This window comes from Paenibacillus polygoni, from assembly GCF_030263935.1.
GTDB classification, from domain to species: domain Bacteria; phylum Bacillota; class Bacilli; order Paenibacillales; family Paenibacillaceae; genus Paenibacillus; species Paenibacillus polygoni.
In genome coordinates this window covers 1,166,754-1,188,138 of record NZ_CP127162.1, presented here as the reverse complement: position 1 = coordinate 1,188,138, position 21,385 = coordinate 1,166,754, and the positions used below count along the sequence as shown (strand labels likewise).

The following is a 21,385-nucleotide window of genomic DNA, read 5'->3' as shown; positions in this document are numbered from 1 at the left end:
GTTTGATCCTCCCATCTTATGCCCTTCCTTTATCCATTCTTAATGCTCTCTTACTTTTATTTCTCCATTAATTTTTCTTTAATCCGATGAAACTCCGACTTAATCCGTTCCTTCATTTCCTCTGCCTTTTCTTGTATGTCTTCAACTCGCTCTTTTCTTTTCCGTTCTTCCTCCTCCTGAGCTAATTGCTGCTCCATCTCCCTTGCCTTGTTCATTTCATGTTCCATCATCGATACTTCTTTTCGGTACACAAAGGTAGGATCATACTGCTGAAGAAAGTAATTAAAAGCGACCTCATTATTTTCTTTTATATTGGCAACAAAAGCAGTTTCTCCGTTATATAGTTCAGCCACTGTTCGCTCAATCAGGCTAAAGCCTTCCTTGTGACGATTTATGACTTTGCTCGCCCCAATCATCGAACCAATGCTTCCGCCAAGCAGAATACCGATCGGTCCGCCCAAAATTCCAATCAAGGAACCAATTAGACTGCTTTTTAACGCCGAAGTGTCTGCTTCACTTGGTGAGCTAAACCCATCTTTAAAAACGATTTTCCCATTTTCCTTCTGAATGACAGCTGCATCCAAAATTTGATATTGCTCATGTCTTTTTGATTTGGATTCAGATAGAACTTGGTAAGCCTTGCTGTCATCATTGAACACGGCAACGACAATATTATTTTCTTCCACTTGTAGTAACCCTCTCTTCTATGTATTTCTTCATTTACATTAAATTAACTCAAATCCTCTAATTTTATACGTGAAGCAAAAATACAACGGATTCGATCAGCTGTCTTTTTCGCTATGAATTGAGTCCTCAGCTTTCCCTATTTAGTAGCTTATTGTTCATCTTTTCTATACTATTCTTGTTAAAGCAATTTCGATAATAGGAGAGATTTATATGGATATCGGTTATGCCGCCAATGAGCAGATTAGAATAAAGGATATAGTAGATGATTTCGAATTCGGAATAGATGAGGAAATTAAATATGTAATCACTCTATCCAGTCCAGGAGCAGGAAGATTTAGAATCAAACCATTTGCAGAATGGATAGATAACTTAAATGAGTTTCCTGTCTATTATTGCGTAATTTATGATAAGGGATTTCATCCTATGTTTTTAGAATTGTGCACACTGCCTTATGAAGTTACAAAAATCGAAAATTCTAAACGTAAACATTTGTACGGCGTAGTAAAGGCTAATAATAAAGAAGAATTATGTTCAATTGCAAAATTGATTGATTTATTCTCTATGTCGTCGAATGATTTAAGCATTCTCAGCACAAAAAAAAATCCTTGCCGGGTTGGACAAGTTGGGGATCATGAGGAATTTGATATTATTTTTCTTGGTGATATAAAAGATGCCAGTGTTTTTCACATTGGGCATGATGGAGCCACGATCTATCTACTATCGAATAATAAGAAATACTCAACACTTGAAGAAGCTATGTTAAAAATGCCTGAGGCTATGATAAATAAGATTGAAGTAATTGAGTATGGTGGGGATTAAAACTGGAGCATAGGATTATAAAAGTGACTAGAGATAAGAATTATTTACTAACTCTTTGCAGGTCGTTTCATGAAAGCATGAGTGCCTCTTTTCTATTACCAATTTAATCCATATAATGTGTATCAAGAGGTGTTTTACTTTTGAGAAAAACATTAGAAAAAAGGTTGGTTTATTTATATACAGGGGAATTGTTTTCTATAATCACTTTTGTACCTGTTTGTTATCTGGTAAATTACGTATTCCCCAGCTTACAATTGTATTCCCTATATTCGTTTTGGATATCTTTTATACTCTTAGAATTCCTTTTATTACAAGGAACGATTTATTGGTATGCAAAATGTAAAAGGCTAAGAAATGAGAATAAGACCATAACCCCGATTAAGATTGTACGACAGTTACATGATTTAAAATTGGTGAATATAGTTATGATTATAACCGCAATTGTTATATTTTTCTTCGATTTCATTAAATGGTATCCATCTTTACCTCTACAGGGATTAACAATCGCCTTCTTCATTTATATTTTTGCTATTTTAGAGTTTATAAACTACTTCTACATTCAGCTCTCCTATGATAATATCTCTGACATTAAAAGTTTGATAAGAATGAGAAAACTGAAGTATTCCAGTTTAAATAAGGATTTTAAACGAATGAGAAGTTCTCGATAAATATACTAGCTAAAAAAAGGAACCACAATCCTCGTGGTTCCTTTCCTTTATTGTGAAATCATTTGGTTATTTATACTTACTGTCTCCTTAAGAGGCTTATGAAGTCCGCCTTTACCGTGAGGAATGCACAGTGGAGTCCCGAATATAGGATCGGGAATAATATGACACCTTAGGTCAAAAACCTTTTCCATAAGTTCTGCATTGATCACAGCTGCTGGATGCCCTGTCGCTTCTATACCCCCGTTTTTGATTGCTACAATATGATCCGCATAACGACAAGCCAGGTTGATATCGTGAAGCACCATTACAATCGTACGCTGCTCTGATCGATTCAAATCATACAGCAGATCCAGCACTTCAATCTGGTGGGTCAGATCTAGGTAGGTCGTTGGCTCATCTAGCAGAATGACCGGTGTTTCTTGCGCCAGCGTCATCGCAATCCAAGCCCGCTGTCTTTGGCCGCCAGACAAGGAATCTACGGTCCGACCTTTAAGTTCCTTCATTTTCGTAGAGACCAAAGCTCTATCCACGGCCTGCTCATCTTCTGGCGACCACTGCTTTAGCCAGGTCTGGTAAGGGTATCTCCCTTGTTTCACCAGCTGGAGCACTGTAAGTCCTTCAGGAGCAACAGGTCCCTGCGGAAGAATAGCGAGCTTACGGGCAATGTCCTTTGTCTTCATCTCTGCGATTTGTTCGCCATCTAGAATGACAGACCCTTGCTGAGGCTTTAGTAGTCTTGCAAGGGAACGCAGCAGCGTTGATTTCCCGCAGCCGTTACTCCCGATGAACACGGTTATTTTTCCTTGCGGAATGGCTACATCCATATTTTCAAAAATGTATGCATCTCCGTATGAGAGTCCCAGCTTCTCGGCGCACAAAATATCCATTCGCCATTCATTCCTTCCCAGATTCCTAGTATATAAAGTCAATGATTTCGGCTTCTATATAGCTGATACATAAAGAACGGAGCGCCAATGGCTGCAGTGAATACACCTGCCGGAACATCCGCAGGAAGAAACGCAGTCCGCGCCACTAGATCGGCTATCAATAAGATCAAGGCTCCGAGCAGCGCACTTACCGGCACCACACTTCCAAAGGAAGGCCCTACGAGCTTCCTCGCCATATGCGGTGCCATTAGCCCAATAAATGCAATGGTGCCGCCAATAGCGATGGCTGATCCCGCAAGTGCCACACTGAGCACGATAAGCAGCAGCCGATGCTTCTGCACATGTGCTCCTGCGCTTACTGCTACTTCATCTCCAAGGGCTTGAATGTTAACCTTCCTCGCTTGGAGCCAGGTTAATGGCAACAGAATGGCGACCCAAGGAAGTAAGATGTACACATCTGAATCCCACGAAGCTCCATAGATACTTCCCGTCATAAAGGTAATCGACCGCTCCGCCAGCTGCATTGGACCTGCAATAATAAACATGTAAGAGATCGATTTAAGCGCAGCTGCAAGGCCTGTACCCACCAGCACGAGGCGCAAAGGCGTAACGCCACCCCTCCATGCCAGTACATATAACAATCCCGTCACTAGAAAAGCGCCCAGGATCGCAGCGAGCGGCATAAATTTTATGGAAATCGTACCAGATGTGAAAAATATAAAAAGCACCGCTCCAAGTGAGGCTCCGTCTGTGATTCCCGTTACGTCTGGTGATGCAAGCGGATTTCGGATTACTCCTTGCAGCACGGCCCCTGCAACTGCAAGAGAAGATCCAACGAGTACAGCAGTCAGAATACGCGGCAGTCTCAATTTTTCTACAATAATTTCTACCGTTTTATCTCCTTGACCAAAAATAGAGCTTATCACTTGCGAAGGAGAAATGTACTGACTTCCGATTCCCGTTGAGATCACCATGAATGCAGCACAGAGGATGAACAGAATAAACGTAACCCATACGGTTCTTTTTTCAATTAGAAATGAAAGTTTGCCGTTAGACGTTTGAAATGACTTGTATTTGCTCATGCTCCTTGCCGCCCTCCCTTTCTTGCAATATAGACAAAGAACGGAACGCCGATGATCGCCGTCATAACGCCGACCGGCACCTCTTTGGGCATCGCAATATAGCGGGACAGCACATCTGCGGAAACAAGGAGTACAGCACCCCATACGAAACTATACGGTAAAATCCAGCGATAATCATTCGGAAGAAAAAACTTCATGATATGCGGAATAATGATGCCTATAAACGCGATAGGACCCGCAGCAGCAACCGATGCACCTGCTAGTAAAATAATAGAGACGGCAGAGAGAATTTTAATCATAGCCGTCTTCTGTCCAAGCCCTGCCGCAATATCATCTCCCATGGATAATACGTTAAGATGCCTTGACAGCAGGAGTGCAATCAACAGCCCTATCCCCATATAAGGAACGACTGCCTTAAGCTGATCTAGTTCCCTGCCAGCAACTGATCCGACAAGCCATATTAGCACCTGGTCAAACATCTTTCCATCTGACAGCATTAAACCTTGAGTGAGCGAATGAAAAAAGGCAGTCATGGAAGCACCGGCTAGTGTGATTTTCACAGGTGTCATTCCGTCCCGGCCCATACTTCCAAGAAAAAATACAACCCCGCCGCTTACTGCCGCTCCCAAAAGAGCGACCCAAGTCGTTTGTTGAAGACCAGATACACCTAACCAACCTGTAGCTACAACGACGAAAAAAGCAGCACCTGCATTCACACCTAAGGTGCTCGGAGAAGCGATTGGATTACGGGTGATCACCTGCATTACGGCACCTGCTACGGCAAGACTCCCGCCAACTGCTGCAGCAATCAGCGCACGAGGTATCCTTGCCGTCTGTATAATTAAATGCTCTGTACTTCCATTGGGTTCAGTCAAAGACTGCCAAATAACGGACAAAGGAATGTGGGTGACACCAAAAACAACACTACTCATCATAGCAAGAATCAGTAGACCAATAGACAAGGTAAGACCCAAGATGCGCATGATTAATCCCTCTACTTATTTTGTATATATCATTTTATGTATAAATTTCCATCTAGTAGTACACTCCGCAATTTTAGTAGAAGTCAGAAAGATCTGTCAATCTTTTTGATTATCATTCTCAATTAATGCTTGACAATGGTAGAAACTGGTTATATATTCATGGTTGTTAACTGATAATCATTATCAATATATTATTTCAGGGGGAACTGGTTACATGGGGGCTTTTAACGTACATACAAAGAAACATCCTTTTCACTTACTCGGAGCGGCAATGCTTATGCTCATTCTCGTTCTAGCTGGTTGTGGGAGCCAGACGACGGAAGGCAGTTCAGGTAATGAACCTGCACAGCCGGCATCCAGCAATACAACAAGCGAAGGAACAACAAATACGGATACATACACGGTAAAACATGCAATGGGTGAAACAAAAATAAAAGGAACACCGCAGAAAGTCGTTATTCTGACCAACGAAGGAACAGAGGCACTGCTTGCTCTAGGAGTTACACCCGTCGGGGCTGTGAAATCATGGACAGGTGATCCTTGGTACGCCCATATCAAAGATCAGATGGAAGGTGTAACGGTAGTCGGTGATGAGAGTCAGCCGAACCTTGAACTTATCGCAGGTTTGCAGCCTGATCTAATTATCGGTAATAAAATGCGCCAAGAAAAAGTCTATGATCAGTTAAAAGCGATTGCCCCAACTGTTATGGCTGAGGATCTTCGCGGAGACTGGGAGATCAACTTCAAACTATATGCAGAGGCACTGAATAAAACCGAAGAAGGCGCAGCAAAAATCACCGAATTCAATGATCGCATTGCGGATTTCAAATCTAAAGCAGGCGATAAAGTGAATGAAACGGTATCTGTGGTTCGTTTTATGGCTGGCAAAACCAGAATTTATCATACCGATACTTTCACAGGTAACATCTTTGCAAAAATAGGACTGGGGAGGACAGAACTTACCCAAAATGCAACTGAATTCGTAGATGAGATTACGAAGGAACGTTTGCCAGAAGCGGATGCAGATCGCCTTTTCTACTTTACCTATGACACAGGCGACGGCAAAGGAAATGATACCGAAACAGAGATGGTACAAGACCCACTCTGGCAAAACCTAAGCGCAGTCAAAAATGGCCGTGCATATAAAGTAGATGATGCCATATGGAATACAGCCGGCGGTATTCTCGCCGCTAACTTACTTCTTGATGAACTCTACGGATTTTATGAAATTGCAGAATAATAAAATACTAAGCACACGGGTACAGTTCATAGAACTGTGCCTTTTTTATGAATGAAACCATCATTCATTATTTGTAAAAAACTGGACTTAAGTCTAGTGCACTTCACTTTCTCTAGACCGGTTACAGCCTATCCTCTTTTTGTTATGATACGTGTAGTTGTAATTGAAATTTATAGAAAGGAGTGATCCATTTGAGATTAAGGAAGCAAAATCTGATCGCCCCGCTGCTCATTTTGATCGGTATTTTTCTGCTTATGAACTCCGGTAAGGATATCGGAACCGGCTCTATTTTTGGCTACTTCTGGCCGACTTTCTTCCTTATCCCGCTGGGTGTATTTTTTCACTGGATGTACTTCTCACTGATCGGCCGCGGAATTGGGCTTCTCGTTCCAGGAGGTATTCTTCTCACCGCAGGACTGACTTGCCAGATCGCCATTGTTACAGACAGCTGGATTACCATGTGGCCTGGATTTATCCTGGCACCAGCCGTAGGATTATTCGAACTTTACTGGTTCGGTACCAGAAACAAATACCTGCTGATTCCCATCAATATATTGGCTGTACTATCCTTTATTTTCTTCATCGCGTTCTCTATTGGTTCCATGCTTAGTCAGTTCTCCATCATCCAGCCGATCCTTGCTCTCCTGCTTATCGTTGTTGGAGCTTACGTTCTCTTCCGTCCAAAAAAACATACTTACTAATGCATAATGTACACATAATGCGATACTACATATTTTAACTACGTAAATTAACTACATAATTTAAGTCAATATAAACCTCTCTCCTTTCTTACGAGAAGAGGTTTTGTTGTATGAAAAAAGACAGAGAAAATCCTCTGTCTTACTTGATTTATTTTGCCACAATCTTATCTACATGCCCACAAAGAGAGAAGCCTTATTGTAACGAATGCGTTAGCCCGGTATAAGCAAGCATGATATCTGGGCTTAACGTATAGTCTTTGCGTAGATCAACGTCATGAGACATATGAGTGAAAATTGTTTGTTTTGGCTTTACCTTGGCAATGAGTTCTTGGGCTTCCATCATGTCGTATACCGACCGAGTTTCAAAAGCAGCTTCCTCATGATAAAAACTTGTACCCAGCACAAGCAGATCAAGACCATACAGCAATTTTTGTTCTTCTTCGCTTAAGTTAATAGAATCAGAGCAGTACACCCATATGTACCCATCCTTCTCAAGACGATATGCATAGGAGTAACCGTTCTTCCCATGGTTTACTTTCCAGGCCCGGATGTGGAATCCCGCAAGCACAAGACCATTCTCCAGATCAACCGGTATCATCTCGATATGGTTCCCTAGCCAAGGAAACTGTTCCTGAATCGCATTCAGCACTTCTTGCGGTGCATAGAGCTTACCCTTCTCTCCAAGCCACCGGCAAGCATCAGCCCATTCAGGAAGTCCGCCAATATGATCAAAATGAGGATGTGTCACCAGCATCGTGTGAAGTTTACGTTTCTCCATCATTTCCATCTGGTGCCGAAAATCGGGCCCTCCATCAATGAAAAACTCACCCTCAGCACTCTCTACAAAAACCGAAGAGCGATACCGGCGATTCTCCCCGGTTGTTCTTGCTTCCTCACACACTTTACAATCACAATATAGCCTCGGCACACCCATAGCGTCACCCGTACCAAGAAAGGTCAGCTTATTATATTTTGTCATGAATCATTCTCCTTTCTTGTGTCTCGTGTTCCTTATTGTCCGCGAATGCCCAGCGTAAGCTGTTTGCGCCCGTCTGCTGTTTGCCTGTTTTCTTTTATCTCCCAATTAAATGCAAGAGTCTGCTCTAGTTTTTCTACTTGGGGTTCGGACAAGACCAGACCTTCGATCCGTCCCTCTCCTAGGGAGAAATCTTTGTTTGGATCAAGCTGAAATGTTGCTGCGATCCAGTTCTTGAGTCCATTATTCGTATTAAACGTAATTCGGTAGCCTTCCTTTATTGCTTTCTCTATATCTTCGCCATGTTCTTTTGCATAAGAGAAAAAAGACTCGTATGTATAATGCGGGCGCTCGGCAGCTTTTAACAGCTCCGTATTTTCCGTTTGTACTGCTTCTACAATCTCCTCATTCGTAAGCCCGCTTCTTCTTGCATTCTCTAGTAATATAGCGGTGTACTGCGACAATTTGACTTCCTGGTTCATGAGGTAACACTCCTCTTCGCATGGTAATGTAATCATCCTGACTCAAGCAACTAAAGGTATTATGAAATTGATTCTATTGTAGACCTTTTTTCAACCCTTGTTCAAGACCAACCCATGTCTGCAAAAGAAAAAAACGACCTCCATCGGTCGTTTTCTCTTCTTTTATTTAATAAAATAAATTTTGGATAAATCACGGAAGAGTACAATCGGCTGAGCAGTCGCTTCCTCTAGACCACCATAACCTTTACTTACTGCGATGACACTTTTTGTATAAGCAATCGGCAAAACCTGAAGTTCTTTTGCAATCTTCTGCTGAATCTGTACATATAACTTCTGACGAACAGCTGAATCCACTTCTACAGAGGCGCGTTCCCAAAGTGTATCCAGGTCTTTGTTCTCCGCGTGTGATTCATTATATACCCCGCTACTCTTATAGAGAGACTCATAACTGACAGGATCTGGACCGAGAATATATCCAGCAAGCGAAAGCTCAAAATCAGTATTGTTTTGATCTAATTTCTTTTTTTCATACGCGGATGCTTCCATCGGTTTTAGCTCGACCTTAATTCCAACCTTTTTTAGTTTCTGCTGGATGTAGAGAGCCTGATTCATTTGCGTATTGCTGGACTTTACATAAGCAAGGCGGATTTTTAAATTTGAAACATCTGCTTGTTCGAGCAATTGCTTAGACTTCTCTGGATTATAATCATAGGTCCTTACTTCCGAAGTATGATACAACGTATCCGGTGTAAATATAGAAGACGCAGGATCTGCGAACCTGCTCGACAGATAAGAGATTCGAATCATTTCTTCTTTGTCCAACGCATAGGCGATCGCTTCACGGACTTCTTTCTTTTTCATCGCTGCTGTGTTCATATTAAATACCATGTACTGCAGACGTCCATCTGCATAAGTTACGAGGTTATATTCTCCTGATTCACTCAGCGTCTCATATTCATCGTTATTAATCAGCGACATCTGCACAACACCCTCGCGAAGTGCTTGATCGGCTGTATCCGGGTCCATGATTTGATACGAAATCGTATCCAAATAGGCTGCTCCGTCATAATAGTCTTCAAAACGCTCCAAAGTTAGATGCTCACCTGGTGCGTATTCCTTATATTTAAAAGGACCCGACCCAATAGGATGATCGTTTTTAGAACTATGGGCGATATCTTTCTCGCCTTGATAGATATGCTTCGGAATCGGATACAGATACAGTAGTGCACCTTCGAATGAAGGAGTGGCTGCGGGCAGTACAAATTTGACAGTCAGCTCATCAATCTTTACTACCCTTACAGGCTGTCCATCAAAAACATATTGACTTCGAAAAGGACTATTCTGAGTCTCATCTATGATTTGATTGACTGTAAACACAATATCATCGGCCGTAATGGCTTTTCCATCATGCCATGTAAGTCCTTCTCTCAGCTTGATAAAATACGTTTTATAGTCTTTTGAAGCATATGCACGCTCGGCCAACGCATACACTTTCTTCCCATTGTCCATGTAAAATAGCGGCGCATAGAGCGACTGGTTCACGGTAAGCGTAATCCGATCTGTCGCTATTAAGGGATTCATTATCTTCGGATCATCTTGTACGGCGATATTGATACTGCCGCCCTGTACAGGTGAGCTAACCTTATCTGTTATTTCATTGCCAGCGTCTCCCGCTTTCGTCTGATCTTCTTGGTTGTCACATGCGGTCAGCAGTAACCCTAAGATAAGAAGAAGCGGCAACATATTTCGAAACCAATTTGAATATTTCATTCTCGTTGTTATCCTCCTGATGCATAAATAGCATTAAGGTATCCTCGCTAATAATATGAATGTAGTATAAACAAGGTTCATCTAAAAAGCAAAACTAATAAAACACACAATAAAAAACCCCGCACGTCAGTTAACGTTCAGGGTATAAGTGAATTTCCCTATATAGATACGGGCATCGGATCACTCTTCAGGTGATTCTCAACCATCCAGTTCTCATGATCATTAAAAAGATAAGCCCTGTGAACAAGGACTCGCACTTCTTGACCTACCGATAGTGTTTCTTTTTCTAACGAACGATACGTGATTAACTTGTTATTCCCGACCACGACTTCAACAAGCCATTCACTGCCGCGGAAGTGCAAGGCACGAACCTTTCCCTTTTCGGTAGCCGAAAGCAAGGTGAATTCATGTTCTGAGCCTACCTCAATGTATTCAGGGCGAATCAGAGCCTTCGCTTCAACAGCAGAACCTGTTAACTTGTCAAACCCTTTTAGTTCCCGTGCATGCTCAACAATCGTCGATTCACCAATAAAAGAGGCTACAAAAGGGGTTTCCGGTTGTTTATATATGTCCCAAGGAGTCCCTTTTTGCTCGAGCGCTCCTGCGTTTATAATCATAATTTCATCAGCAACTTCAATCGCTTCGTCCTGATCGTGCGTAACAAAGATCGAGGTAATACCTACCCGCTCTATGAGTTCCCGCAGCCATGATCTTAGCTCGTGCCGAATCTTGGCATCAATTGCAGCGAAGGGTTCATCCAGCAGCAGAAGCTGTGGTTCAGGAGCAAGTGCTCTTGCAAACGCAACCCGCTGTCTTTGTCCTCCGGATAACTGGTGTGGATATCTTTTCTCAAAGCCGCTGAGCCCTGTCAGTTCAACAAGTTCCATGACCCGATCTTGGATCTGCGATTTGGATTGCTTCTTTACCTTAAGTCCAAACGCGATATTATCAAATACGGTCATATGTTTAAATAACGCATAGTTTTGAAAGACAAATCCAATTCCCCGTTCTTGGGGCGGAAGATGGTTAACTAGCTGTCCATGCAAGCGAATCTCACCCGCATCGGGATTTTCAAGCCCTGCCAAGATACGTAGTATGGAAGTTTTGCCTCCTCCACTTGGACCGAGTAAACCAATGAGGTGACCTTTTTTTATATCAAAAGAAACATCTTTAACTGCATGAAAATTGCCAAAATGTTTGTTTAGACCACGGACTTCCACATGCATGACGCCATCCCCCATCACATATTTCCTATTATTTAGATAGGATTTACTTTATTTGATACTTTACCAAATATAGGGGGATTTCGTCAATCGTTTCTCTTAGTTGTTCAGATAACACTTTCGTAGATCACCGTTATGATATTGTAACGTTATGATAGTTTACCGCTTTGAAGTATGTAAGCACGACGTGGTGTTGGCGTATACCAAAAGAAGGGGGTCTACAGACGACTGCACATGATGCTTACATGTGAAGCTGCTTCAGCCCTGACTTCTTCAAATGGCAAGCGGTCTTGGATGTAATAAGAGATGAATCCGTGAATGGATAAAAATAAACTGTGGGGTAATTGGATCCGTTCTTCGTTTGTGTAGTTTTTGTGGTTCATATGATGACGGATAATGGTGGCGAATAATTCATAACAACGATTCTGTTCTGCCCGGCAATAAGCAAGCAATTCTTCGTCCCTTATCATAAACATAATTTCATATTGATAGGGATTTTGCAGACCAAAGCGTATAAATTCCATCATGACATGCTCTGGTTTTGTAAGTCCATCTTTAGAACTTCTAGCCATGGCCTGCAGGAGCAGCTGCCCCAAATGATTAAAATCTTCGACTACGATGGCATAAAACAATTCTGCTTTTTCCTTGAAATGATAATATAAAGAGCCGTGACTGTATCCTAGATGCTGTCCAATACTGCGCATTGAAATAGATCGATATCCTTTTGTAACGAACAAATGCCTGGCTGCTTCTAAAATTCGTTCTCTCGACAATTCCTGCTCCACTGCTCTTCTAGCCATATCTTATTCTCCTTCAATAAAATAAAGCTGCTGTCCCTCCGTGATCACAGATTGACCTTGTGTTAGATCTGTCATAAACTCGATGAATCGCTCTGCTTCTCGATCTACCGGCAGACATGTCAGCTTGACTTTGTCAGTAAATGTAGTCTCTCCCATGCGAACCTGCCTGTTTCTCAGCTCGTTTTCCACTTTTCCCAGCCAAGTGTAATCCAGTTCTACGAAAACTTCGCGGTGAAGCACTTTTGTAATCGCTTCTCCAGCCTCAATCGCAGCAACTGCTCCATCCGTATAAGCGCGAATCAGTCCCCCGGCACCCAGCATAATACCGCCAAAATATCTTGTTACCACGATAGCGACATTTTTCAGTCCCTGATTTTTGATCACCTCCAAAATAGGTTTCCCTGCGGTCCCGCTTGGCTCTCCATCATCAGACTGCTTCTGAATCTCATCCCGTTCACCAATCATATATGCTGAACAATTATGAGTGGCATTCCAATGTTTTTTCTTAATATCTTCAATAAATTGGATCGCTTCTTCCTCATTTTGTACAGGCATAACATAACCAATAAATCGAGATTTCTTAATTACAATTTCCTTGTTCCCCGCTGCTCGAACGGTTCTGTACTGCTCAATCATTGCTCTCTTACCTTTCTATATGTGAAGAAAACACCTGGAGGTGTTCTATTCTTAGATGTAATAGGGTTTATATTTGTAAGAAAGCAGTCCATCCAAATGCGGGTGAACTGCTTCTTATGATCAAACAACCGGCGGAAGCTTGATTGTATTTCTCTATTTATGAAACAGATAACTTCTGATCTTTAACAGATCATTCATTATTTATTCAGTAAGTCTAGCTTCAAGTTTTGCTTTTTCTTCTTCATAACCTGGTTTACCCAGAAGAGCGAACATATTCTTTTTGTAAGCTTCTACACCCGGTTGGTCAAATGGATTAACACCCATCAGGTATCCACTGATTCCGCATGCTTTTTCAAAGAAGTATACCAGATATCCGAAAGAATATGGAGACATATCTGGAACATTTACAATAAGATTCGGCACTTGACCATCTGTGTGGGCCAGAAGCGTACCTTGGAATGCTTTTTTATTAACAAAGTCCATTGTTTTCCCTTCAAGGAAGTTCAGTCCATCTAGATCGTCTGGATCTGCTTCAATGGAGATGTGGCTTGGCACTTCTTCCACTTGGATAACCGTTTCAAAAATGTTACGGCTTCCTTCTTGAATGAATTGTCCCATGGAGTGAAGGTCTGTTGAGAAATCAACGGAAGCAGGATAGATTCCTTTGAAGTCTTTTCCTTCACTTTCACCAAACAACTGTTTCCACCATTCGGATACAAAGTGCAAGGATGGCTCGTAGTTTACCAAGATTTCTGTTCCTTTACCTTTACGATACAGAGCATTACGCACTGCAGCGTACTGATAACTTTGGTTTTCTGCAACATTCGGGTTAGCAAATTCTTTGGAAGCATCTGCTGCACCTTGCATCATTTCTTCAATGTTAATACCTGCTGTAGCGATAGGCAGAAGTCCTACTGCTGTAAGTACAGAATAACGACCACCTACATCATCAGGAATAATGAAGGACTCATAACCTTCTTCCGTTGCAAGTTTTTTCAGTGCACCGCGTGCTTTATCTGTTGTTGCGTAAATACGTTTGCGAGCTTCTTCTTTACCATATTTTTTCTCCAGTGCAGCACGGAAGATACGGAATGCAATCGCTGGCTCCGTTGTAGTACCGGATTTAGAGATTACATTGACAGAGAAGTCTTTTCCTTCAACCAGCTCAAGCAGATGATTTACATATGTAGAGCTAATGTTATTACCTGCGAAATAGATTTCTGGAGTTTTACGTTTTTCTTTTGGCAGCTCATTGTAGAAAGAATGAGTCAACATTTCAATTGCTGCACGCGCACCAAGGTAAGAACCGCCGATACCGATGACGATCAGTACTTCAGAGTCGCTTTGGATTTTTGCAGCTGCTTTTTGAATGCGGGAGAACTCTTCTTTGTCATAGTTTGTAGGAAGATCAATCCATCCTAGGAAGTCAGAACCTGCACCTGTACCATTGTGAAGTTGCTCGTGAGCAAGACGAATTGGCTCTGCCAAATAGTCCACTTCATGTTGACCTACAAATTCAAGAGCTTTACTGTAATCAAAAGTTACTTTTTTAGCCATGATTATAAAACCTCCACTATTTTTCGAATTAGCGAGAATTAGTTCTCACTTGAAAGCTTGTCTTATGGCTGTCCGGTTTATACGTTATTGTTAACTACCGCGCCTTCACTTATGAAATAGAATACTTTAATTTCGATAACGTGACAAGCTTGGTGAATTGCTGACCGAATCATTTAAGCCTTATTGTCGTCACAGTTTAGCCTTTTGGCTTGCTCTACGTCTCCATGATATGATGAAAACCTATAGAACGTTTGATTTAAACAATGAAAGGTGAGAATGATTCATGAAAAAGATTGCTGTACTTGGACTTGGTACGATGGGTGGTCCCATGGCTTCTAACCTTCTTAAAAGAGGATATGAAGTCACCGTATATAACCGAACTGCAGAAAAATGCAGCCCATTCGTAGCCGAAGGTGCTGTAGCAGCCAAAACGCCGAAAGAAGCTGCGCACGGTCAGTCTCTAATTATAACTATGGTAAGTAATGATGCATCCATCAATGATATTTATTATGGCGAGAACGGTATTTTTGCAGGTGTCATTGACGGTACTACGATTATCGACTGCAGTACCATTTCCCCTGGCCTTGCCAAGAAACTCGCAGCTGATGCTACGGCACTTGATTGTTCTTTTTTGGATGCTCCTGTTACAGGCAGCAAACCAGCAGCCATTGATGGTTCTTTAGTATTCATGGTCGGCGGTGATGCCGAAACCATCGAAAGTCAGATGGATGTATTTAATACACTTGGTCAAAAAGTAATCCCTATGGGCGAAAACGGAAATGGGGCCGTAGCAAAGCTTGCCCATAATACCATCGTAGGGATTAACAATGTAGCACTGGCAGAAGGATTTGCTATTGCTTCAAAATCAGGCATTCCTGCCGATGCATTCCTGGATCTTGTGAAGTTGGGTTCTGCCGGCAGTAAAGCAGCTGAACTGAAAGGCCGCAAAATCATTGACCATGATTTTACGAATCAATTTTCCCTCGCTCTTATGCTCAAAGATTTAAAACTTGCGTCATCTCTGACAGACAATACTGGCGTGCCTGCCCCTATGCTGAATCTGGCAAAAAGCATGTTCCAGTCTGGTGCCGCTAAAGGGTACGGTGATGAAGACTTATCAGCTGTCGTAAAAATCTACGAAGCTTATATAGAACAGCAGATTAACGGCAAGCCGCTTGCATAGATCGAGATAGAATGAAAAAGGGTAAAGCGCCAAGTCGGCTGCTTCACCCTTTTTTGTTTTGATATGGGTACAATAGAACTACAGAAGCGCTTTAACGCGGCTAACTACATTTTCTACTGTGAAGCCATATTCTTTAATTACAGTGTCGCCAGGCGCAGATGCACCGAACGTAGAAATGCCGAGAATATCACCAGCATCACCCACATATTTTTCCCAGCCCATTGGATGAGCCATTTCTACTGCAAGACGTGCTTTCACATCTGGAAGCAGAACGGAATCTTTATATGCTTTATCTTGTTTTTCGAACAGATCCCAGCTTGGCATACTGATAACACGTACGTGAATACCTTCTTCAGCAAGAGCCTCTTGTGCTTTTACTGCAAGTTGAACTTCAGAACCTGTTGCGATAATTTGTGCAGTTGCTTTACCATTCTTCGCATCAGATACGACATAAGCACCACGTTTGATTCCTTCACGAGCGCCTTCTACGGTACCTGCAAGAATTGGCAAGTTTTGACGAGTAAGAACAAGCGCTACCGGATTCGAAGTGTTTTCCACTGCATAAGCCCATGCTGCAGAAGTTTCGTTAGCATCCGCTGGACGAATAACAGTAAGACCTGGAATGATGCGCAGGGAAGCCAGTTGTTCAATTGGTTCATGCGTAGGACCATCTTCACCTACTGCAATACTGTCATGAGTCAGTACATAAGTTACTGGCAGTTTCATGATAGAGGACAGACGAACTGCTGGACGCAGGTAATCGGTAAATACGAAGAATGTACCGCCGAATACTTTCACACCGCTGTGCAGCGCCATACCGTTCATTGCAGCAGCCATACCGAATTCACGAACACCAAAGTAGATGTTACGGCCGGAATAATCCGCAGGAGTGAACTGAGCAAGATCGTTCAAGTGAGTCATTGTTGAACTTTCAAGGTCAGCAGATCCACCAGTGAGGTTAGGTACATTGTGAGCAAGACCGTTCAGTGCGTTACCGGAAGCTACGCGAGTAGATACTGCTTTGTCTTCCACGCTGTATTTCGGCAAGTCACGATCCCAACCTTCAGGAAGTCCGCCGCTAATTGCTGTTTCGAACTGAGCAGCAAGTTCAGGGTATGCTTTTTTGTACTCTGCAAATTTAGCTTCCCAAGCTTTGTTTGCTTCTACTCCGCGTTCTTTCACTTTTGCAAAATGAGCACGTACTTCATCTGGAACGAAGAAATCTTCTTCATATACCCATTTGTAATATTCTTTTGTAAGTTTTGTTTCGTCAGCACCTAGTGGGGAACCGTGAGTACCGCCATGGCCGCCTTTACCTTGTTTGTTCGGGCTACCGTAACCGATCACTGTTTTCACTTCGATCAGAGTTGGACGATCTGATACTGCTTGTGCTTCTTTAATTGCTTTTTCGATCGCAGGAAGATCGTTACCATCTTCTACGCGAAGCACGTGCCAGCCGTATCCTTCAAAACGTTTTTGAACGCTTTCAGAGAAGGAAAGGTTCAGCTTACCATCAAGGGAAATATCGTTGGAATCATAAAGAACCACAAGTTTACCCAGTTTCAAGTGAGATGCCAGGGATGCTGCTTCGTGAGAAACACCTTCCATAAGGTCACCATCACCGCAAATTGCGTAAGTATAGTGGTCAACCACGTTGAAGTTATCTTTATTGTAAGTAGCTCCGAGCTGAGCTTCAGCCATTGCCATACCTACTGCCATTGCGATCCCTTGTCCAAGCGGACCTGTTGTTGCATCCACACCAGCAGTGTGTCCGAACTCAGGGTGTCCTGGAGTCAGGCTTCCCCATTGACGGAATTGTTTAATCTCTTCCATCGGAAGATCATAACCGCTCAGGTGCAGTAAGCTGTAAAGCAGCATAGATCCATGTCCTGCGGACAGAACAAAACGGTCACGGTTGATCCAAGTTGGATTTTCCGGGTTATGATTCATCGTTTTGGCAAACAATTGATAGCCCATTGGTGCAGAGCCCATCGGCATACCTGGGTGTCCCGATTTCGCTTTCTCAATTGCGTCGATTGCCAAGGTACGAACAGTAGTAATAGACAAATTATCGATTGTTTGATTCTCATCTTTGTTAATGCTTTGGTCTTTAGTTTGTTGATCAGTCATGTTTCATCCTCCTCATAATCTCAAAAAAAGATGTCAGGATAAGCAAACGGACTTACGCTCAGGGATTGGTACCCGCTAAAAGAAAAATACTTTTGTATGCAAGTTAATCCGCTTGAATGTTTCAATTTGACTTATTCAATAGTATTGTAACACCTCATACATCATTTTTCCATAGCCTTCTTGTTCAATACATAAAAAATCATATAAGGCACCCACCCAAGTATCTCCTAGGCAAGGAAAAGCATACCTAATTAAAAAGCAGGATACTTCTACAAAAAAGGCGATGATTCCACACAAAATGCCATCCCTACCATCCCTATTATATACTCTTAGACTTATAGGGACTCTTTAAAACATCAATAATTTTCCAACTAAATTGATTTGATCTGGTTTATTGTGCCAAATTAAATAAAAAAACTGTCCCCTAATAAGTTAGGGAACAGTTTTTTGCCTATCCTAATATAAGAAACAATCGTTTGTTATTTCTATTAGTTAAAGACTACCGTCTTGTTCTCATGAACGAGGATCCGGTCTTCCACATGCCATTTTACAGCACGAGCAAGTACAACACGTTCGATAGTACGTCCAATTCTTTTTAGCTCAGGAACATCATCCCGATGACTTACACGTCCCACGTCCTGCTCAATAATGGGACCTCCATCGAGTTCTTCCGTCACATAGTGTGCGGTTGCTCCAATGAGTTTTACACCGCGGTCATAAGCTTGAGCATAAGGCTTACCGCCCACAAAGGCCGGCAAGAAGGAGTGATGGATATTAATAATACGATTCCGGTAATGTTCGATAAACGTTGGCGATATAATCTGCATATAACGAGCCAGAATAATGACATCAATGTCTTCGCCAATCACTTCAAGCTGACGCTTCTCAGCCTCTTTCTTCGTATCAGGGGTAACTGGAATATGATGATACGGAATACCAAAGGATTCTACGTAATCCTTCATGTCTGGATGGTTACTTACGACAAGACCGATCTCTGCATCAAGGTCTCCCGCTTGCCACTGCCACAAAAGCTCAACAAGACAGTGATCTTCTTTGGAGACAAAAATGGCAAGTTTCTTACGTCTTGAGACATCGGAAATATACCACTCCATTTGGAACTGTTCAGCTACAGCACTAAAGTCCGCTTCCATCTCAGGTAAGCGACTAGACAACTGCGGAAGATCAAACTCCACCCGCATAAAGAACATGCCTCCGTCCGGATTCATCGAGTACTGATCGGATTGAATGATATTTGCTCCGTGATCGAACAAAAATTTTGAAACCGCAGCAACAATACCCGGAGCATCAGGACAAGAAATTAACATGCGGGCACGATCGTTATGTGCAGGTCTACTTTGTGTGTGTTTTGTATGAATATCCACTCTTTAACTTCCTCCCCCTTGATTTAGATCAAAAACCTAAACTTTCACCAGCGCTTCTTTACCAGCAAGCCATCCAATCAAACGATGATTCAATTGCTCCTCTGTAAGTTCAGGGAACAATGCTGCATTTACAACCATATCATACAAGCGCTCGAGCGGTTCGCGAGGATCCGCTTTTTTCGCTTTTGCATCATTTTTGAGGAGTGTCCATGTGTCCAGCACAAAACGGCGGGATTCAATATCTTCCCCTGTAAAGAAATGATGGAGTCTCTCCACATCTTCAAGGAAACCTTCTCCAAAACGACCTGCCACATCTCCGCGCAGCAAAGCAATCTCTGCTTCGTACATCGGACGCTGTGTTTTGGCATCTTTTCCGATCCATGGGGTCTCAAGTATAAACGGTCGACCTTTGAGCAGTTCATGATGGACAACGCGGTTAATGGTATCAAAACCAATCCAACCTGCCCCAATCGGCGTGTGTCTATCTTTTTTTGCTCCTGATGGGTTCTTACTATCATTGATATGCACAACTCCGATTCGGTCAAGGCCCACCGTGCGATCGAACTGTTCAAGAACACCATCCAGATCGCCTACGATATCATAGCCGGCATCGTGAATGTGGCAAGTATCCATACAAATCGTCAAACGCTCATTACGATCAACCTTATCAATAATACGGGCCAATTCCTCAAAAGAACGACCTACTTCTGTTCCTTTGCCTGCCATTGTCTCTAGTGCAATATTTACATCTGTTTCTTGGACTCCATTTAATACTTCATTAAGTCCCTCTGCAATACGCTGAATACCATAGTCGGCATCTTTATCCGTAAAAGCACCAGGATGAAGCACAATATTCTTCACGCCGATCGCGTGCGTACGGCGAATTTCTTCCTGAAGAAAACTTACTGCCAGTTCATAGGTGTGGTCTTTATAAGAACCTAGATTGATGATATAAGGTGCGTGCACCACAATCTCTTCAAATCCACCTTCTTGCATTGCTTTTTTACCTTCTTCAAGGTACATAGATTCCATTGGTTTACGGCGCGTATTTTGCGGAGCACCTGTATATATCATAAACGAAGAAGAACCGTATGATGCCGCTTCTTCTGTTGCTGTCAGCAGGCCCTTGCCCGAAAAGGATACGTGGGAACCGATTTTTAGCATCTTTTATCCCCCTAATTTTAAGAATGTAAAGCCTATTGTAACTTGATTATGAAAGCCAAGCAATACGTTCCTCGTATGTAACATACATCTCTCATCTTACCTTCATCTTTTGTCTATGCATTCCATAGGAAACATCAGATTGTGAGTGAGAATCTTATTTGTTACCTATCGAAATATATTCAAATCTACGTTATAATTCAAGAAAAGGACAAATTTAGAAAAATGATCCGCTCCTAAGATAGGTACATAACCACTGAATGACATGAGACATTAGGTAACGATCCATAGCAAAATTGAACCTTCATTTAATTATCGTCCTGATGAAAGCAGCGAAAGATATGATAAAAATGATTCTACTAACAATTCATTTACAGCATTGTTCCATTTTAAACGCGTGATGTCCGCATTTGAATGATAAGTTCATTATAAGTTCTTTATAAATTCTTTTCATGTTGATACCTAATTCTATTTAACTCTATCCTTGAGGTGATTGAAATGGATGTAATCCTGATGAATAGTAAGCTTAGTGCGGCTATGCCTAGTAACTGGTTTATGAACTCTATTGCGTTTTGGACCTTTCTTCTATTGGGAAGTATGGTAATAGGCGGTTTCTTTATGTTTCGCAAATTCTTGAAAGTGCTTCCTAAAGCCGATGGTAAATCCAAGCTGGATTGGCAGAATCACTGGGTCGAAGCAAGCCGCCATCTTTGGACAGACGAAGCAAAAAGTTTTTTAGATGAGCTGGTTCAGCCTGTACCTGGCCCCTTCCGAGATATTGCTAAGCATTCCATCGCTGCCGAGATTGGTAAAATCGCTCTTCAGAACCAGGCGAAAGAAGTAACGAGAGATCACTGTATTAAAGGCTATATTGTGGCAACACCAAAAAGAGACAACCGCTTCCTCGTTACCTTCCTAGACAAGAAGCAAATTGACTATAAGCCTTATAAACATCTAATGAACAAATAGATATATAAAACAGTCTGTGTATATAAGCAGCATCGATGCACTTACATAT

The 21,385-nt window shown here is 42.2% G+C and carries 20 protein-coding genes; 6 read left to right on the top strand and 14 right to left on the bottom strand.

Translation table 11 applies throughout. The annotated features are described in order from the left end of the window. Window positions 1–56: 56 nt before the first annotated feature. A complete protein-coding gene (locus QPK24_RS05670) occupies window positions 57–686 on the bottom strand; it encodes a hypothetical protein (RefSeq protein ID WP_285746908.1) in 630 nt (209 codons plus the stop codon). A 211-nt stretch (window positions 687–897) separates the two neighbouring features. Between QPK24_RS05670 and QPK24_RS05665 the strand changes: the two genes are divergently transcribed. After that, window positions 898–1,506, top strand: coding sequence for a hypothetical protein (locus tag QPK24_RS05665; RefSeq protein ID WP_285746906.1), 609 nt, complete (start codon window positions 898–900; stop codon window positions 1,504–1,506). A gap of 140 nt (window positions 1,507–1,646) precedes the next feature. Beyond that, on the top strand, window positions 1,647–2,174 hold the full coding sequence (locus tag QPK24_RS05660; RefSeq protein WP_285746904.1) for a general stress protein: 528 nt from the start codon (window positions 1,647–1,649) through the stop codon (window positions 2,172–2,174). Window positions 2,175–2,221: 47 nt separating this feature from the next. On the opposite strand, the gene QPK24_RS05655 is transcribed toward QPK24_RS05660, so the two are convergent. Genes QPK24_RS05655 through QPK24_RS05645 form a run of 3 tightly spaced genes read right to left on the bottom strand, consistent with a single transcriptional unit; the run spans window position 2,222 to window position 5,126 of the window. Continuing rightward, window positions 2,222–3,061: an ABC transporter ATP-binding protein gene (locus QPK24_RS05655; protein WP_285746901.1), complete on the bottom strand. Its 840-nt coding sequence runs from the start codon at window positions 3,059–3,061 to the stop codon at window positions 2,222–2,224. A 38-nt stretch (window positions 3,062–3,099) separates the two neighbouring features. Beyond that, window positions 3,100–4,143, bottom strand: a complete 1,044-nt coding sequence (locus QPK24_RS05650) for a FecCD family ABC transporter permease (RefSeq protein ID WP_285746899.1) — start codon at window positions 4,141–4,143, stop codon at window positions 3,100–3,102. Beyond that, complete coding sequence (locus QPK24_RS05645; protein ID WP_285746897.1) at window positions 4,140–5,126, bottom strand: FecCD family ABC transporter permease; 987 nt, start codon at window positions 5,124–5,126, stop codon at window positions 4,140–4,142. The genes QPK24_RS05650 and QPK24_RS05645 overlap by 4 nt, the downstream gene beginning before the upstream one ends. 214 nt (window positions 5,127–5,340) lie before the next feature. Between QPK24_RS05645 and QPK24_RS05640 the strand changes: the two genes are divergently transcribed. Together QPK24_RS05640 and QPK24_RS05635 are read left to right on the top strand one after the other, a co-directional pair. Then, window positions 5,341–6,366: an ABC transporter substrate-binding protein gene (locus QPK24_RS05640; protein WP_285746895.1), complete on the top strand. Its 1,026-nt coding sequence runs from the start codon at window positions 5,341–5,343 to the stop codon at window positions 6,364–6,366. Between the two features lie 191 nt (window positions 6,367–6,557). Then, window positions 6,558–7,067 carry a hypothetical protein gene (locus QPK24_RS05635; protein WP_285746893.1) on the top strand — a complete coding sequence of 170 codons (510 nt, stop codon included), beginning with the start codon at window positions 6,558–6,560 and terminating at the stop codon, window positions 7,065–7,067. 193 nt (window positions 7,068–7,260) lie between these two features. On the opposite strand, the gene QPK24_RS05630 is transcribed toward QPK24_RS05635, so the two are convergent. The 7 genes from QPK24_RS05630 to QPK24_RS05600 form a co-directional block, all read right to left on the bottom strand. Then, the gene (locus QPK24_RS05630) at window positions 7,261–8,046 is read right to left on the bottom strand and encodes an MBL fold metallo-hydrolase (protein WP_285746891.1); all 786 of its coding nucleotides are present in this window, start codon (window positions 8,044–8,046) and stop codon (window positions 7,261–7,263) included. Between the two features lie 32 nt (window positions 8,047–8,078). Further along, window positions 8,079–8,525 (bottom strand): hypothetical protein, encoded by a 447-nt coding sequence (locus tag QPK24_RS05625; protein WP_285746889.1) that lies wholly within the window; start codon window positions 8,523–8,525, stop codon window positions 8,079–8,081. A gap of 162 nt (window positions 8,526–8,687) precedes the next feature. Next, entirely contained in the window at window positions 8,688–10,295 is a 1,608-nt protein-coding gene (locus QPK24_RS05620) for an ABC transporter substrate-binding protein (protein ID WP_285746887.1), read from the bottom strand. Window positions 10,296–10,453: 158 nt separating this feature from the next. Beyond that, complete coding sequence (locus tag QPK24_RS05615; RefSeq protein WP_285746886.1) at window positions 10,454–11,521, bottom strand: sulfate/molybdate ABC transporter ATP-binding protein; 1,068 nt, start codon at window positions 11,519–11,521, stop codon at window positions 10,454–10,456. A gap of 215 nt (window positions 11,522–11,736) precedes the next feature. Beyond that, window positions 11,737–12,318, bottom strand: a complete 582-nt coding sequence (locus QPK24_RS05610; RefSeq protein ID WP_160032243.1) for a TetR/AcrR family transcriptional regulator — start codon at window positions 12,316–12,318, stop codon at window positions 11,737–11,739. 3 nt (window positions 12,319–12,321) lie between these two features. Further along, window positions 12,322–12,954, bottom strand: a complete 633-nt coding sequence (locus QPK24_RS05605) for a YigZ family protein (RefSeq protein ID WP_160032244.1) — start codon at window positions 12,952–12,954, stop codon at window positions 12,322–12,324. Between the two features lie 201 nt (window positions 12,955–13,155). Continuing rightward, a complete protein-coding gene (locus tag QPK24_RS05600) occupies window positions 13,156–14,511 on the bottom strand; it encodes a glucose-6-phosphate isomerase (protein WP_285746881.1) in 1,356 nt (451 codons plus the stop codon). A gap of 283 nt (window positions 14,512–14,794) precedes the next feature. Between QPK24_RS05600 and QPK24_RS05595 the strand changes: the two genes are divergently transcribed. Next, entirely contained in the window at window positions 14,795–15,694 is a 900-nt protein-coding gene (locus QPK24_RS05595; protein WP_285746879.1) for an NAD(P)-dependent oxidoreductase, read from the top strand. Window positions 15,695–15,772: 78 nt separating this feature from the next. Here QPK24_RS05595 and tkt read toward each other — a convergent pair whose 3' ends face one another. From tkt to QPK24_RS05580, 3 genes are all read right to left on the bottom strand, one after another. After that, window positions 15,773–17,824 (bottom strand): transketolase, encoded by a 2,052-nt coding sequence (gene tkt, locus QPK24_RS05590; RefSeq protein WP_285746877.1) that lies wholly within the window; start codon window positions 17,822–17,824, stop codon window positions 15,773–15,775. Window positions 17,825–18,312: 488 nt separating this feature from the next. After that, on the bottom strand, window positions 18,313–19,206 hold the full coding sequence (purU, locus tag QPK24_RS05585; RefSeq protein WP_407082954.1) for a formyltetrahydrofolate deformylase: 894 nt from the start codon (window positions 19,204–19,206) through the stop codon (window positions 18,313–18,315). Window positions 19,207–19,242: 36 nt separating this feature from the next. Beyond that, a complete protein-coding gene (locus tag QPK24_RS05580) occupies window positions 19,243–20,370 on the bottom strand; it encodes a deoxyribonuclease IV (RefSeq protein WP_285746876.1) in 1,128 nt (375 codons plus the stop codon). A 510-nt stretch (window positions 20,371–20,880) separates the two neighbouring features. Between QPK24_RS05580 and QPK24_RS05575 the strand changes: the two genes are divergently transcribed. Further along, window positions 20,881–21,336 (top strand): DUF2621 domain-containing protein, encoded by a 456-nt coding sequence (locus tag QPK24_RS05575; RefSeq protein WP_285746873.1) that lies wholly within the window; start codon window positions 20,881–20,883, stop codon window positions 21,334–21,336. Window positions 21,337–21,385 lie beyond the last annotated feature (49 nt).